This window comes from Bartonella tribocorum, from assembly GCF_002778015.1.
Taxonomy (GTDB): Bacteria; Pseudomonadota; Alphaproteobacteria; order Rhizobiales; family Rhizobiaceae; genus Bartonella; species Bartonella tribocorum_B.
This window is the reverse complement of the sequence record NZ_NJPP01000009.1, coordinates 15,809-30,801: the sequence shown is the minus strand read 5'-3', so window position 1 is coordinate 30,801 and position 14,993 is coordinate 15,809. Positions and strand designations below refer to the sequence as shown.

The following is a 14,993-nucleotide window of genomic DNA, read 5'->3' as shown; positions in this document are numbered from 1 at the left end:
CTGCGCTTATTTGTGTTGAAGAAGGTTTTTATCTCCTTCTTTAAAATTGATTACGACTGATAAAAAGCAGCCTATTTTCCCTTATTTTTAAGGCAGGAATTAAATAAGAGCTGGAGTGAACGGAAGGATAAAAAATGTTCGCAGTCATTAAAACCGGTGGGAAGCAATACCGTATTGTTGCTAACCAAGTGGTAAGAGTTGAAAAAGTTAGTGGAAATGCGGGTGATGTTGTTGAATTCAATGATATATTGATGGTTGGACAAGAAGGAAATGCGGTTATTGGTACACCTGTTGTTGCTGATGCATTGGTGACAGCTGAAATTGTAGAACAGGCACGTGGACGCAAGGTTATCGCATTTAAAAAGCGTCGTCGTCAAAACTCTAAACGCACGCGTGGACATCGTCAAGAATTTACAACACTTCGTATTTTAGAAATTTTAACGGGTGGTTCAAAACCTAAAAAAGCAGCTGCGAAACCCATAAAAGAGGAAGCGACTGCGCCAAAGGAAAAAAAAGCAGCAGCTTCTGTTGAGAAGACGGCTAAAAAAGCAACTGAAAAAAAGGCTGCATCGCAGAAGAAAGCGGCTGTAGCACCAAAAAGTAAAAAAGATTAAAGGAGAGCGTCTATGGCACATAAAAAAGCTGGGGGGTCCTCGCGTAATGGTCGCGATTCAGAATCGAAACGTCTAGGGGTTAAAAAGTTTGGTGGTGAAACCGTTATTGCTGGAAATATTATTATCCGTCAGCGCGGTACACGTTGGCATCCTGGCAATAATGTTGGCATTGGAAAAGACCATACGCTTTTTGCACTATCAAATGGAAAGGTTTCTTTTCAACGCAAAGCGGGTAACCGTTCCTATGTTTCAGTCATTCCTATGTTGGAGGCAGCAGAGTAATCCGTTGCACGCTCTAACAATCAATGGGAATTTCATTGAGTTATAGTTTTGGTTTTATAAGAATTAAAAAGGAAAGATGGAATGTCATCTTTCCTTTTTTGTGTTGGTACTATAATAAATGTAGAAGGTCTATGGAGAACGAAAAAGTAGAATTGGGCAAATTGTTTTTCTCAATGAGGAGAAGGGTTTGCACGGTGTTGTGTTTGTAGCGAAGATATGATGTTATGATGGAATTTCTTGATAAATTTTGATGTGATAATAGTGAGGAGAGTTGGCTTTCTTTTTATGCATGAAAAAGCGCCTAGCAGTTTTTTTACAATAGAGGACATTTGTTTTCCAGAAATTATGAGAAATTTAATGAAAGCATTATTTATACGATCATTTTGATAAAAATGAATCTTTTTATAGGCATGCGTGGTATCGATGAATTGTCATATTGTTTTTAGATGGTAACGTAGACAGGTATGGTTATTTGTTTGAAAGAACAGAGATAAGAAATTCATAAGATGGCATAAAAAACTACTTTGAAAGTGGTGTGCATTAAGGAGCTTTGCTAAATCGAGAATGAAATTATATTTTAAAGGAGGGCGCTGTTTAAAAAATATAAGATTGTAAAGGTGCAATCGGCGACTTTCGAAAATATTTTTTCTGATTTTAATATTATTGTGCATTATTGAAAATAAACCAGTATAAGAGCTAGGGGTAATTTTTTTCATTTTAGTGTTTTATTTATCTCATTTGTCGAACTGTCTAAAAAGTAAGATTATTTGTAGAGTTTTTCTTGATTTTAGTGGTTGAGGATAGCATTTGAAAGGTATGTGTGGTTTGCAAATATGTGATAGAGGACATTCTATGTTTGCGATATTGATTGAAGCAAAGGAATAGCTTAAAATATATCAATGTTATAATATCAAGGGATTTAGTGTTAGGATAAGGCGCTCAGAATTTTAAAGATCGTCAGTTACATAAAGTGATTTGTAATTATGGAACGAGCTTAGAAGAGGGATAGGAGAGTAAAATATTAGCTGAAGTTACAGATGATCGGGGAGGGCGCTTTCTTGTAGAGAAAAGAGTGGCAAGTTGTGCTGCATAACTTGGGAGAGTGGGGGTGTCTTAAAACATAGTTTCTTCGGTAATTTAGGCTTTAAAAATTGAGGTTTTTTCTTTGCAAAGTAAGAGTTAAGAGTCAAATTTTCTTATAATGATTTTAAGCAACTTACTGAATGAGAATGTCCAATTGTTTTATCGGATTATATTGAGGTACTTAAGCACTTCAGTTGGCTGTATTCTGCGGAATAAAAGAGAACAGTTATGTTGTTTATAGTTTGTATTTTGGGAAATGCAGCTTTTGAAAAGGAATTTACCAAAGATATTCGTGCTCAAATGTGAGGCAGTTTGAATTCATGGTGAGATGTGAGAAAGCAGAAGCAATGAATGTAGATTTTGTCGAGAGTGAAATCTTGTCTATAAGATCCGTACAACTTGCAGCTGCTTTTGATCATAAAAATGATGCGATCTATGCTGCTGCTGAATTACTTGTGCAGGTTGGTGCAGTTGACAAGTATTATCTGGAAAGCATGCTCGCACGTGAAGAAATAACCAATACTTGGTTGGGAAATGGTATAGCCATTCCTCATGGTATGGTTGAAAATCGTGATTTAATTATCAAAGATGCTGTTGCAGTTATACAGGTTCCTGCTGGTGTTGAGTGGCAGGATGGAAAGAAAGCGCATTTGATTGTTGCCATTGCAGCGTCTCCGGATCGCTATAGAGAAATTTGCAAAAAATTGACGTCGCTTTTATTTGATAAAAAACAGCTTGAAGTACTTGCAACAACTACAGATAAGCAGCAAATTGTTACAACTTTGTTTGATAAAGCAATGGAGATAGAAAAAACTTTTATTGGTGATCTTTCAGTTTGTCAGGAATGGATTGTAGATTATCCAAGTGGTCTTCATGCACGCCCAGCTTCTCTTTGGGTTGATTTTGCAAAAAAGGTTGAGAGCTCTATCAGAGTTCGCCATGGTCAATATGCCGTTGAAATGAAAAATTTGGTTGGTTTATTGCAATTAGGCGTAAAAAGCGGTGATGTTCTGATTTTTTCTACAGATGCTGCAGACGGAGCAAAACTTCTCAATGATGTTATTTCTATTGTAAAGAAGGTGAGCACTAGTGAAAAATGCGTAATGAGAGAAATGGAATCTCAAACAAAGACTTTTCATGGTTGGTATCCACGCTCCATGCAAAAAGGCATTTCTGGTGTTGGAGCAAATTCAGGATTAGCGTTTGGTAAGATTTTTGTTTTAAGGCAAAATGATATTTCTATAATAGATCAGCCAATTGATTTTGCTGCTGGTACAACATGTCTTGAAAATGCTCTTACAAAAACAAAACAAAAAATGGCATCAGTGATTTCTGATATTACGGTGCGTATGGGAGCAGATTCTGCTGCGATTTTTTCTGCGCAAATGATTTTGCTTGAAGATGAAAATTTAATAGCTCAAGCTTATCGTTTTATAGCGGAAGGTCATGGTGTAGCTTGGTCTTGGGATAGAGCGGTTCGGCAGTTTTCAGATATGTTTTCTAAGGTAGATAATCCTTTGTTAGCAGCACGTGCTGTTAATTTACTTGATATTGGTCGTCGTGTTTTAGGTGAAATAAATCCATCCTATAGATCATTTTTTTTCAATGATATTCCACACGGTGTAATTCTGGTTACAAATGATCTTTCTCCTTTTGATGTAGCACAACTTGATTATACAAAGGTAAAAGGATTAGCAACAGCATGGGGAGGTCCACTCTCTCATACAGCTATTTTGGCGCGTAGTTTTAATATTCCGATGGTTGTTGCAGCAGGTGCTGATATTTTAGAAGTTCAGTCTGATATTCAGGCTATTATTGATGGTGATAACGGGTTCATTTATATTGATCCTACGTTTGAAGATATTGAAGATGTTCAAAGGCACATTGATACTGTTGCGCAAAAGCGTATCAGTGAGATAAGTGCGTGTAGATTACCAGTGCAAACGACAGATGGTCAAAGAATTCGTATCATGGCTAATGTCAATTATGCCAATCAGGTTTCTGTTGCGTTTGATTTGGGGGCTGAAGGTATTGGACTCATGCGTACGGAATTTTTGTTTTTGGAGAATCCACATATTCCAGATGAAGAGGTACAATTTGAGATATATCGGTCGATGATTGCAGCTGTAGGAGATAAGCCATTAATTATTCGTGCACTTGATATTGGTGGGGATAAACAGGTTACACATTTGCATTTATCTAAAGAAGATAATCCTTTTTTAGGTGTTCGAGGAGCGCGGCTTTTGCTACGTCGCCGTGATCTTTTGGTTCCTCAATTACGTGCTTTATATCGAGCAGCAAAAGAGGGCGGAGATCTATGGATTGTGTTTCCAATGGTGATGTCTGTTTCAGAAATTGTTGCTATAAAAAAGATTGCAGAAGAAATCCGCAACGATATTGATGCACCAAAATTAAAACTTGGTATTATGATTGAAGTTCCAGCAGCGGCCATTATGGCAGATGTGTTGAGCGCCCATGTTGATTTTTTCTCAATAGGAACCAACGATTTAACACAATATACAATGGCTGTTGACCGGCAAAACCCGTACCTTGTATCTGAAGCTGATAGCCTTGATCCAGCAGTTTTGCGTATGATTTATCAGACTATTCAGGGAGCGGCACAACATAAGTGTTGGGTTAGTGTATGTGGTGGTATGGCTGGAGATCCTTTTGGTGCGATGATTTTAGCTGGGTTTGGAATTAACGAGCTTTCTATGATATCTTGCGATATTTTTCCCGTAAGAGCGTGTTTGCAGAGACATAGTTTTGAGGATATGAAAACTTTAGCGCAAAAAGCATTACAATGTGAAACTGCACGCGCTGTACGTGCTTTAAGCAAGGATATAAGGTGTTAAAGAACATTAAGGGGAAAGAATGAGCTCATTCTAAAAAATAATCGGATTTTTAGTTCTGTAAAACATTGTTTTTTAGAGCGATTATAGGCAACATATTAATTTATCATTTTGCATAATGATAATCCTAAATGTCATAAAATTTTCTCATTTTAAATTTTTTATATTAAATTGATAAAAATCATTTTCTTATACGTTAGAAGAAAAATTAACGTCTGGGTAAAGATACTTTAGAAAAAATAAAAGCCTCTTATGAATTCTCTTAAATAGCAAGGGGTGTTGCAATATTGGGGGCTTGAAGATACAATGATGGTTTCATCTTTCTCACCTACCCTCAATGTTTTATTCCAGTTTACACCTCTACACTTAGTTGATAGCAAAGAAAATAAATTTCAGACAAAAAAGACCGCTGTATTTTTAGTTTAATAATGCATGAATGTATTTTATTCTCTGAAATGAGAAAACAATTTAATTTTGGCAAAACATAAAATCATAAAGCCGCAAACCTGACTTTATAATATACTCTTAAATTCAACTGTACAGTTTTCAAAATACCTAAAGCAATCTTTTTAAAATAATAGAGATTACGTATTGCCTCATACTTTTGTTTATTGCCTTCTTTAAGTAGGATATATTCCTTGTAACAAAACAGAAGATTCTAAGAATACTATTATTTTTCTCGTCTACGCGTTTTTTAAAAAACATCTCTCAAAACTCGTCAGATCCATCTCAGAGTGGTGCTTATAAATGGTGTAAAATCTATTGAATAAAGGCATCTTTTTTAAATAAAAGCACAAACCAAGTATCATCATATTATTTACCAATTCCCAATATCGCAACGCTCCTTGCTATTTGAGAGAAATTGTAAGAGGCATTGATCTTTCTTAAAGTGTTTTTATCCAGATGCTAATCTTATTTGTAACCTATACATATTCATTCAATATGAAAGGGGGGGATGATGAGAAGGCTTGACGGTATTTGGGTTTTTCATTGCGTAAAATAGTAATTTATTATTATGAATCAATATATTAACATATGACATGAAACATAAAAGTGACGAGTAGGTAGATCTCATTTCAAGAGAGAGCAGTTTATAATCAAATTTATAACGGTTGAGGATCTTCATCCTTGGGGCAATGAGAAAATTTACAATGATTTTGATTGAAATGAACACTTAATTGTCTGGATGAAACAATTTTCATATTGGATATATGAAAAATTCATCTTATTCCTATTTGTTATTAGAATAATCAATGGTGATAGGCGAGAGAGATTTAAGACCCCATTGTGAAGAAAACATGGACCGTATGCCAATTTGTAAGAGCAGTTTTTTTATAAAGTAGAAGGTGTGTAAGTAAGCATGAAAGTTTATGGTTTGGGATAGGATTTTTATTCCCACGTTTGTATTATAGATAATTATCCACGGAAAAGTTTTTTCTTAAAAAGAAAGGATGTGCTTGTTATTCAACAGGTATTAGCTTTTATTTTAATTAATGAATTTGTTTTTTGAATTTTGAATGTAGAATTTAAGCTTGCACGTTATTTCTTTCTGGGTATAGTGTGCGAACCTCTGGAGAGGTGGCCGAGTGGTTGAAGGCGCACGCCTGGAACGCGTGTATATGGGAAACCATATCGAGGGTTCGAATCCCTCTCTCTCCGCCATTCATCATAAAATCAGTGGATGATATAAAAGTGAAGGAGTTTTAAGCTCTTTGATTTTTTTATTTATCTTGTAACCCTAAATGAGTTTTCACTATCTTGATGGCCTAGTTTTATACATTCAATATTTTTTGGCTTTTTTTGTTATTTTCAATTGACGTTTTCTCTATAAAAAATTGCTACGAATTATTCTTTCCAAAGTCGATAATTCATCATCACTTTCGCCCCAAATTGCTATAATGGCTGGACAGGTGTTTAAATCGATGGTCAGGGGTAGGGGTTCATTTTCTTTAAAAAAGAGCATAAAATGAACGACATTTTCGCAAGAATGAAGCTTTTGCTGCCATAGATTAACGTCTTTTATGATACGACCGTTAATTTTGTTGATAAGAAAGATAATACGCCCTTTTTTCTTAAAGCGACTTGGTGTTTGCGAAAACACTCCGGTAATAAGGTTAACGACGCTTTCAAGTAAATCATTTTCATAGCAATGTGCAAACAAAGTGGACGCGATCCCCCCGTGCAGGCGGGCTCCTACTTCGATCATCACTGGACCACGAGCAGTTTGCATGATTTCCATATGTGCAGGTCCATATTCAATTCCCACCGCGCGAATGCACTGTTTTGCATAAGAGATAAGAGCAGCATAAAGGGGATCTTGAGCATCAAGCACATCAAGCGATTCATAGACAAAAGCACTTTCATTATGGACACCCTTTTTATATCGCGATAAAGCGCATATCTTTATAGTTTCTCCCTTTACAATGGCATCTACGATGTATTCTTCTCTTTCCAATCTTTCTTGGAGCAAATAAGCCTCGTTAGGTGTGCCAAAAATGTTTTTTTGCGTCCAGTCGATTTCAGAAATCCACGTCGCCACTTCTTTACGATTAGAGAAAAACAAAACACCATCGCTTCCTGCAGAATCGTTTGGTTTTACCACATAGCCACTGAGGCTTTCAAAATCATCGAGAGCACAATCACCTTTTGTAAGAATTTTTGATCGAATATAGGATAAACCATTTTCACAAAGACGCTTTTGCATTGCGGTCTTTTTTCATCGCCAATCGGTGGTTAAGGGGTTATTTCCAGCACAACCATAATAAGCAGCCAATTGTTCTGCACAATAAATACCTATTTCGGAGCCTGCCACCACGGCTTTTATTGTGCCGACTGGAAAGCGCTGTTTTATTTCATCGACACTATGAAGTTTCGCTTCTACCATGCCCTCACCCTGATAAGAGAGCATAAAGCGTGAAAAAGAAGCTGGTTGAGAGATAACACCATAACAAGCATAGCCTAATTTTTGTAAAACAGGACTATAAAGAGCACCCGTAGAAAAAGGATCGACAATAAGAATGGATTTACTCATACTTTGGCCCGCTGTGATGAAAGGAAAAAAACATAAATAAAAATCACAGCCAAATAAGGTGATTGTGTGGTGCTAAAAATAAGATCAGCTAAACCCAACATAAGAGCTGGAAGGATGAATTCAAAGCGCGGGATCTTGATAAAAGCAGCTAAAAAAGCCCCTACACCTGCAACTGCGCTGCACAGCCCATAATATTCAGAGCCAAAATTTTTCACACTCTGAAAAAGGATCGTTGCTAGTGTATTATAAGAGCAAATGTGAAAGCCAATAAGGCCTATGCAAACGCATAAAAGTTTAAGCTCTAAGGAAAGCACATCTGCTTGCGGTATAAGCATTGGTTCTTTATCGGTGGCAGGCGGCAAGTTGTTTGTAGTGTTATCGGCACAATATTTATCGCGAAAGATGACATATCCGGCCACAAGGCTTATGATAATGTCAAACACACAAATAGCTGCAATCAAACCATTATAGCCGATTTCAGCTGCTGCTCCTCGTGGGCTGGTTGCTTCCAAGAGATAACCACTCAATGCTGCTCACAAAAAGGCACCAATCTGCACCACTGTTTGCATAATGCGGGAAGCTTTTTGAGCACTAATATGGCCACTAAGCGCGAGTTTAGTATTATAAGTCTCCAGCGTACTTAAGGTGATCAAAGAGAGATAACCAATAGAGATAGAGACTGCAATAAAACCAAAAGGGGAGTCGACATAATGAAAAAGAGCAATCAATAAAAGGAGGCTATAGATGATGATTCGTCTTTTGTATAAATCGACCAATCGCAACGAGGCTTTAATGTGCACAAAACCACTTTTTTTCAAAAGATAGGGCGTAAGAGTTCCCAAAGCCATGGTTATGCCTAGAAAAACCGATGAGGATGTTATGCTATAAGCATTCCAAAGGTTACTTAAGAAGAGCACCATATCAGAAAGATAGAGCAGAACAACAAGCCCATAAAACCGAAACACCAACTGTTTGCGCACATCACCCCCCATCTCCGCATCTTTAAATCAACACCTTTTAAAATATGCAGTATTGTAATCAGCGCATATTCTTACCCATACTTAGTGCATAATGTTACTAGATAGGTCAAGTTTTTTCGATAGGAGTATGATATAAATTTGAATGCTAACATTTACTGTAATGATAGTCCTTTTTCATGAAATTGAGTAGCGTGAGCAGCTGGTATTTTTGCTGCGTTTTTTATGCAACATCTTGCCGATAAAGAATTACTTTACTAAATGATGAGCACAGCTACGTTTGAGAGCCATATTGGGTATTTTTACGAGTGTCTCTGTTTAATTCAAGGTTGCGGGGTTATTCTTGATCATTGTCTAGATAAGCTTGGATCTTAGGGGGAAAAAATTCTTAATTATCGGACAGAAATTATTTATAGTACTAGTACAGCTTTAAGGGATTTTTATACAACAAATTTGGGTGGAACGACTTCATTTATTGGGAGATTATAATGCATTGAAAGGCAACAGAGATAACCATAGATGTAAGATTATTTTATATAGATGTAGAGTTCACTTTGATACAAAAGTTCCAAATTTCCTCGCACTTCATATTGTTTTATGAGGGCAACCAATTGCTGCAAATATTTTTCTCCATGGTTAGCAATGGCGCGTTGCGCTTGCGTTGAAGAGCGGCTCATGCCGATAAAAGCTTCGGATGGGATTGTCATCGTCCAATTGTGTGTATGTAAAGCAACCTTTTCAGGGTTTACTGCAAGACCATCACGCATCTCTTGTAAAAAATCAAAATGACGATAATAACGGGAATAGTTAGGGCTCATTTCCTCTAATAATGATTCATAAGCGGCTAGAAATTGACTATTTTGAAAATCACGATTGTTTTGAATGACAGCCATGACACCTCCAGGACGAAGTTGACTTGAAACAGCGCTAAGCAACAGAGGGCGATCCATCCACTGAAACGCTTGTGCTGCAACAACAAGATCGACCTTACCGATTTGAAGCAAGAGGCTTTCGGCTTTGCCGTGGTACCATTGCACAAAAGGAAAATTTCTTTGTCCTTTCTTAATCATATCTGTTGATACATCGATAGCATGATAGTGGTGTTCATTTCCTAGAAACTTGACAATTCCCTCTAATGCAATGCCTGTTCCCGCTCCCACATCCACGATAGACAAATGCTTTTTGTCTTTAAAAGGAAGCAGCATGGTTTTAAATAAAGTGAGGGGATAGCGTGGACGATAGCGATCATAATCGTCAGCCAATCCATCAAATTTTTCACTTTTTGGTTGAATGGTTTGTAACATATAGCATGGTCCTCCTCACAAATTGCGCTGTTGCAAAAAGAAGCTTTCCTTTATCCATTATGTCAAGTATAAATTTAAAAAGAAAGTTAAATGAGAGTTGCTCTTTGACCCATTCTATAGGGTTACATTTCTATCTCAAATGATGTATTTAAAAATCAATTGTTTTTTTTTTTTGCGCAAATCACTCTAAGATTCTATATATTCTTCTAGAAATTTGTCTCACTTCTTGTGCGATTACCACTTAGATGCCTTTTATGAGCGTCAAAATCTATAACCTGCTTGCGGAAATAACTAATTTCAAATACCCTATCTTAAAAATGAGAGGACCTATTTCCTTTGTAATTGTATAGCCAAAACAACGCATTTGTTTTACGCACTATGAGTGCTACTGGTGCCAATGTAGCGCGCAATAAGAATAGAAGTATTTATGAATCTTCAATATGTTAAGATTATCTCCTATGATGTTGAGAGCGTATTCTTTTCATAAAAAAATGAATTACGCTCTAACAAAATGAGGATATTTCTTTAAATTTAATCAATTAAAATAAGAGCTAAATATATATTTTTAAATGTGATTATACTGCATACCGAATGATATATGTATGAGGGAATGATTTATGTTCGTTGCAAATTTGAAAGAACGTGCTACTCTATTCGAGAATAGAGCTTTTCTCTATTTTACCCTAAGCGGTTTATTTGCTACGTTTGGAAACGGATTAAATTACATTGCATTGTCATGGCTTGCCTACCATCAGACGAATTCAATCCGGGGCGTAGCGTTGATGATGCTTTTTCTTTGGGCGCCTAGTATTATTTTTGCGCCTGTTTTTGGCATATTGGCAGATAAATATAATCGTAAAATGCAGATTATTATTTCAAATCTTGTAAGAGGTTTGGTAATTGTGGGCTGGGTAATGTTTGCGTATGGGGGCATAGAAATTGATTTGATGTTCTTATCTGCTCTTTTAGGTGTTTTTATCTCTTTTTATATGCCATCAGCTGTTCCTTTAATTCAAAGCATTGTTCCTAAAAAACAGTTCGTCAATGCAAATGCGACCATCGATATGGTTTATGAACTTGGCACGATCGTAGGTATGGGCTTAAGTGGATTTGTATTGTCCTACGCAGGGACAAAAGGAGCACTTCTAATAAGGGGCATGTTTTTGATTATTGCTGGTTTGTTTAACCTTGGAATGAAGGTTCCTAAAACTAAAAGATATGAAAGCCAAGATCAGCAAAATTGGTGGGAAAGTTATATAGCATCCCTTCATTATTTTAAACAGAATCCGGTTCTTTTTATGCCTTATATAAGCCAGATGATTATTATGACTCTTTTTATGACCATCCCTGTTATTCTTGTTCCTTATATACACGAGGTTTTGCATGCGGATAGTCGGACCTTTGCAATATTTGAAGTATTTTATTCTGTTGGTGTATTAACTGGTGCGTTTTTTTCACCACTTCTTTGTAAAGTTTTATCCATAAGAAAATTAGCTATTTTATTAGCTTTTATGGCGATTGGTCTTGCTATTTTGTCTGTTAACACACACACTTTTGTTGTTTTTCCTGTGTACTTTATGATTGGATTTGGACTTTCGAGTTGGGCTCTTTCGATTTCTTTATCACAACTGTCTTGTGATCCCCAATACCAAGGAAGATTGCAGGCAAGTTTTAATGGTATCTCTGGCTGCTTGATCCTCGGAGTCTACCTCATTATGGCAAGCGATAGCAGTCGCATATTATCCCAATCAATATATTTTCTTCAAAGTATCGTTGCGCTTGTTGGAGTACTCATCGTGCTATTTTATAAACGTGAAAAACAATAAATTCCATTTAAGTATGGTAAATATACGCTATTTTATAAACATTTACGCTGCGGAATATTTTATATTTTTCTTTTAAAGGGGTGGTTGATAAAATGTGAAAGTGTTGGTGCTTTTAATGAAAAAAGCATAAATTTATGTATACTGTAAAATACGCTTTATTTTTTGATGATGACCAAAGAGGATTAATGCGTTTTTTAATTTATCGGACTTTTGTAGGGAAGAAAAAATGCAATACTTTAAAGTTTCTCAGAAGTCTTTTTGGTTTCTGTATGGCAGAAAGCAAAGCAATGAGGTAATTTTTTATCATACGGGATGAGAGTATAATATCACGGGGAGAATGCTACATTATTTTTGTTTTTCAAAATCCATTTGAAAAAGTGTATCCATTTCATCTTCATTAGAATGGATATTTCTACGGCGATTCAAGGTTTGCACAATCTCTTTTTTTAAAAGTGCATCTGTCTCACTTAAACGGTGAATGCTGAGTTCTAATTCAAGAGATAAAGCTAAATCTACACATAATTTAAGCTCTTCTCCAATGTCGAGCCCCTGTTGATAGTCGTCATAAAGACCAACCAGTGTATCGGATAATTCTTTATCGTATAAAGAGGTCATGCTTAATTCTTCCACGTTGCGTTTTTTTGTGCAGCTTTGGTCTGTTTAAGTATCACTCCACTCTCATCACTCAAAATTGGCATGTATATGAACCTCATGGTTTGGTCAATTTTCTGAAAAATACGCGTTTTTAAATCAATGCCTATTAAAAACTTTATGACTCCAATATTTTAAAGAACTCAATTATAAATATAGATGGCAATGTATTGGCCTTAGAGCTTATAGCATTTAAAATACATTGCCAAAAGGCTTTTAATTTGCATAGAGGAGGAGTATTTGGGCGATAAATCAAACACCCTGAAATCTCTATTGCCAATTACAGCTAAATCGGTGCCATTAATATCTACAATAAGCAAGCATGGTTTGTAAACGCTCAGCTTTTTAAGAATGTATGATAATCTCATTTTTTGTAGAATATCAATTATTTTGCCTATTTTATATTGATTTTTAGACATTGATAAACCTTTCATCTTATAAAAAACGATGGGAAGTGTCTTTGCATATTTTGTAATAAGATTTCAGTGGCATATTGCATAGAACGCAATGAAAGAGAACCCACGTGATGCTGGAAAAGTAAATAATAAAATGAAGAAAACCATATTGGACTTTTACTGCTTTGAAACATATGGCTGCGCTTTTTGAGAGAGCAGTTGATAAAACTTTGCTCGACGAGTATATAATTGGCAATGGCAGGCGTTTTTTTCGTGAGAGGATGCCTAAATATTTTTGACACTGGTGGTCATTATTTGGTAGACTTCCACGCGTTTTTCCTAGGGTGTATGAGAGTGAGGTATCTTAGCAAAATACTATGGCGGTTGCCCTTTTTWTGTGATTGTCATAAATTTYGCTCCTGCAAACGGATGCTGCAACATCCATTTTTGTGGGGTTATATATGTAAATTTTTGCCCAATATTAAGGGGCAGTAATAAGGAACATAAATCAATATAATTATTTAGCCAACAATTATATTGATTTTGGAGTGATTTTTTGGCTCGTCCGGAAGTAAAACCTAAAACTGAGTTGGCAAAACGTTTTCGAAAAGTGCGTCACGCTCTTGGTTTCACAGAGCGTAAGCAATTTGCTGAACATATTGGTATCACTGCTGGCTCTATAGGAACTTATGAAATTGGTATAAGCGAGCCTACAGCTTCTGCGCTCTCCAAATATCAAGAAATTTGCGGTGTTTCATTAGATTGGCTTGTAACGGGCAATGACGAGATGTTTTCAGATATGGCAAAAGCGAAAGCCGCTGGTTTAAAACCGCAAGGGATTCCTGTTGGGTTGATGAAAAAGCTTGGACATTTAGCGTATACAACTTATCATGATGCAAAAATAGATATGCCTCCTGAAGATATAGCAGAACTTGCGGCAGAGCTTTACGGAAAACAGCAAGAACTTATTCAAAACCTCAACGATATGGAAGAAGTTGAAGCCACGATGCCACTTTTAAAACTTTATTTAAAGCGTAAAATCGAAGTTGAGAAAACGCATTGAGAAACGTTATAAGATACAAACCAACAGCCCTTTTAAAAAATGAAACTTTTTTGATTTTTCTACTGTATAAACAGGTTTGAAATGGGAAAATCTCACGATCTCAGAGTCTTTTATTCAACTTGAAAAACGATAAATTATCATTATAAATCAATATATTATTCTGATGCGGATAAAATGGTTTATAAAAAGCATTATGGTTGATCATACAAATAAAATTTCTTTAAAAAGAAGCGAAAACCATTCCTGAAATATTTGTTGGTTGAAGGAAAAGATATGGGCAACAGTGAAAATGTTATGGGTTATGTGAGAAGAAAGAGTTTAGAAAACAGCTTCTTTTCGGTTTTTGATATTTAAAAAAATTATATGACAGTGAAAAGACATTATGGCTTTAATTCCATTATGGTGTCGAGGCTATATTGGGTTCCTATGGAAGAGGTAACAGACATATACGAGAGAAAAACGAAAGACCATTTATAGCGCTCTTGTACAGACGATGCAATGAGCATATTGAAACTTTTTATAAAACGCCATTATATTAGGAAATATGTTTTCCAAAGATGCGTATCCTGACGAGAGTAGGTTATCGAATAGTAAAGAGTAAGGTTATCACGATAATCATGATCTATTACATTATACTATAGGTTAAAAAATTATAAATTTGTGCTGATAAGAATAGGCTCTCTTATTGCAAAATATTTTTAAAAATTGATAAAAAATTATTTTTTACACTCTTGCCATTTTGCTACTGCGCTTTATTTGAATGATAGATTTGCTCTTTAGTAAAACTATTTTTGTTAAGGGATAAATCGCAGTATTTTTGAATGGAGATAACGGTATATTTTCAAAATTTTGTGTTTTTATTTATTTTTTAGCTTGAATCCCTCTAGCTAAAAGGGTTGGGGGCTTTCCTAGATT

The 14,993-nt window shown here is 35.8% G+C and carries 11 protein-coding genes and 1 tRNA gene; 6 read left to right on the top strand and 6 right to left on the bottom strand.

What is annotated here, in order from left to right; translation table 11 throughout:
- Window positions 1-134 precede the first annotated feature (134 nt).
- The 4 genes from rplU to CEV08_RS04060 all read left to right on the top strand — a co-directional run bounded on the left by rplU (window position 135) and on the right by CEV08_RS04060 (window position 6,493).
- Window positions 135-614 carry a 50S ribosomal protein L21 gene (gene rplU / locus CEV08_RS04075; protein ID WP_100130484.1) on the top strand — a complete coding sequence of 160 codons (480 nt, stop codon included), beginning with the start codon at window positions 135-137 and terminating at the stop codon, window positions 612-614.
- A gap of 12 nt (window positions 615-626) precedes the next feature.
- The gene (gene rpmA / locus CEV08_RS04070) at window positions 627-896 is read left to right on the top strand and encodes a 50S ribosomal protein L27 (RefSeq protein ID WP_100130483.1); all 270 of its coding nucleotides are present in this window, start codon (window positions 627-629) and stop codon (window positions 894-896) included.
- A gap of 1,403 nt (window positions 897-2,299) precedes the next feature.
- A complete protein-coding gene (gene ptsP / locus CEV08_RS04065; protein ID WP_100130482.1) occupies window positions 2,300-4,834 on the top strand; it encodes a phosphoenolpyruvate--protein phosphotransferase in 2,535 nt (844 codons plus the stop codon).
- Between the two features lie 1,569 nt (window positions 4,835-6,403).
- Window positions 6,404-6,493: transfer RNA gene (locus tag CEV08_RS04060), tRNA-Ser, on the top strand.
- A gap of 163 nt (window positions 6,494-6,656) precedes the next feature.
- Here the strand turns inward: CEV08_RS04060 and CEV08_RS04055 are convergent.
- The 5 genes from CEV08_RS04055 to CEV08_RS04045 all read right to left on the bottom strand — a co-directional run bounded on the left by CEV08_RS04055 (window position 6,657) and on the right by CEV08_RS04045 (window position 10,143).
- Window positions 6,657-7,535: an ATP-grasp domain-containing protein gene (locus CEV08_RS04055; protein WP_245407031.1), complete on the bottom strand. Its 879-nt coding sequence runs from the start codon at window positions 7,533-7,535 to the stop codon at window positions 6,657-6,659.
- Between the two features lie 12 nt (window positions 7,536-7,547).
- Window positions 7,548-7,862 (bottom strand): hypothetical protein, encoded by a 315-nt coding sequence (locus CEV08_RS09885; protein ID WP_245407030.1) that lies wholly within the window; start codon window positions 7,860-7,862, stop codon window positions 7,548-7,550.
- A complete protein-coding gene (locus CEV08_RS09880) occupies window positions 7,859-8,374 on the bottom strand; it encodes a hypothetical protein (protein ID WP_245407029.1) in 516 nt (171 codons plus the stop codon). The genes CEV08_RS09885 and CEV08_RS09880 overlap by 4 nt, the downstream gene beginning before the upstream one ends.
- A 21-nt stretch (window positions 8,375-8,395) precedes the next feature.
- A complete protein-coding gene (locus tag CEV08_RS09875) occupies window positions 8,396-8,854 on the bottom strand; it encodes a hypothetical protein (RefSeq protein WP_245407028.1) in 459 nt (152 codons plus the stop codon).
- Between the two features lie 512 nt (window positions 8,855-9,366).
- The gene (locus tag CEV08_RS04045; protein WP_100130481.1) at window positions 9,367-10,143 is read right to left on the bottom strand and encodes a class I SAM-dependent methyltransferase; all 777 of its coding nucleotides are present in this window, start codon (window positions 10,141-10,143) and stop codon (window positions 9,367-9,369) included.
- 617 nt (window positions 10,144-10,760) lie between these two features.
- On the opposite strand from CEV08_RS04045, the gene CEV08_RS04040 reads away from it, so the two are divergent.
- Window positions 10,761-11,969, top strand: a complete 1,209-nt coding sequence (locus CEV08_RS04040; RefSeq protein WP_100130480.1) for an MFS transporter — start codon at window positions 10,761-10,763, stop codon at window positions 11,967-11,969.
- A gap of 345 nt (window positions 11,970-12,314) precedes the next feature.
- Here CEV08_RS04040 and CEV08_RS04035 read toward each other — a convergent pair whose 3' ends face one another.
- Window positions 12,315-12,584: a hypothetical protein gene (locus CEV08_RS04035; RefSeq protein ID WP_100130479.1), complete on the bottom strand. Its 270-nt coding sequence runs from the start codon at window positions 12,582-12,584 to the stop codon at window positions 12,315-12,317.
- A gap of 987 nt (window positions 12,585-13,571) precedes the next feature.
- Between CEV08_RS04035 and CEV08_RS04025 the strand changes: the two genes are divergently transcribed.
- Window positions 13,572-14,078 carry a helix-turn-helix domain-containing protein gene (locus CEV08_RS04025; RefSeq protein ID WP_100130478.1) on the top strand — a complete coding sequence of 169 codons (507 nt, stop codon included), beginning with the start codon at window positions 13,572-13,574 and terminating at the stop codon, window positions 14,076-14,078.
- The last annotated feature ends 915 nt before the right edge of the window (window positions 14,079-14,993 follow it).

What these genes read in the sequence shown, in the direction of transcription:
- CEV08_RS09875 (WP_245407028.1), bottom strand. Translation starts at nt 8,854, where the DNA reads ATGGGGGGTGATGTGCGCAAACAGTTGGTGTTTCGGTTTTATGGGCTT.
- CEV08_RS04055 (WP_245407031.1), bottom strand. Translation starts at nt 7,535, where the DNA reads ATGCAAAAGCGTCTTTGTGAAAATGGTTTATCCTATATTCGATCAAAA.
- CEV08_RS04035 (WP_100130479.1), bottom strand. Translation starts at nt 12,584, where the DNA reads ATGACCTCTTTATACGATAAAGAATTATCCGATACACTGGTTGGTCTT.
- CEV08_RS04045 (WP_100130481.1), bottom strand. Translation starts at nt 10,143, where the DNA reads ATGTTACAAACCATTCAACCAAAAAGTGAAAAATTTGATGGATTGGCT.
- rpmA (WP_100130483.1), top strand. Translation starts at nt 627, where the DNA reads ATGGCACATAAAAAAGCTGGGGGGTCCTCGCGTAATGGTCGCGATTCA.
- CEV08_RS09885 (WP_245407030.1), bottom strand. Translation starts at nt 7,862, where the DNA reads ATGAGTAAATCCATTCTTATTGTCGATCCTTTTTCTACGGGTGCTCTT.
- CEV08_RS04040 (WP_100130480.1), top strand. Translation starts at nt 10,761, where the DNA reads ATGTTCGTTGCAAATTTGAAAGAACGTGCTACTCTATTCGAGAATAGA.
- ptsP (WP_100130482.1), top strand. Translation starts at nt 2,300, where the DNA reads ATGGTGAGATGTGAGAAAGCAGAAGCAATGAATGTAGATTTTGTCGAG.
- rplU (WP_100130484.1), top strand. Translation starts at nt 135, where the DNA reads ATGTTCGCAGTCATTAAAACCGGTGGGAAGCAATACCGTATTGTTGCT.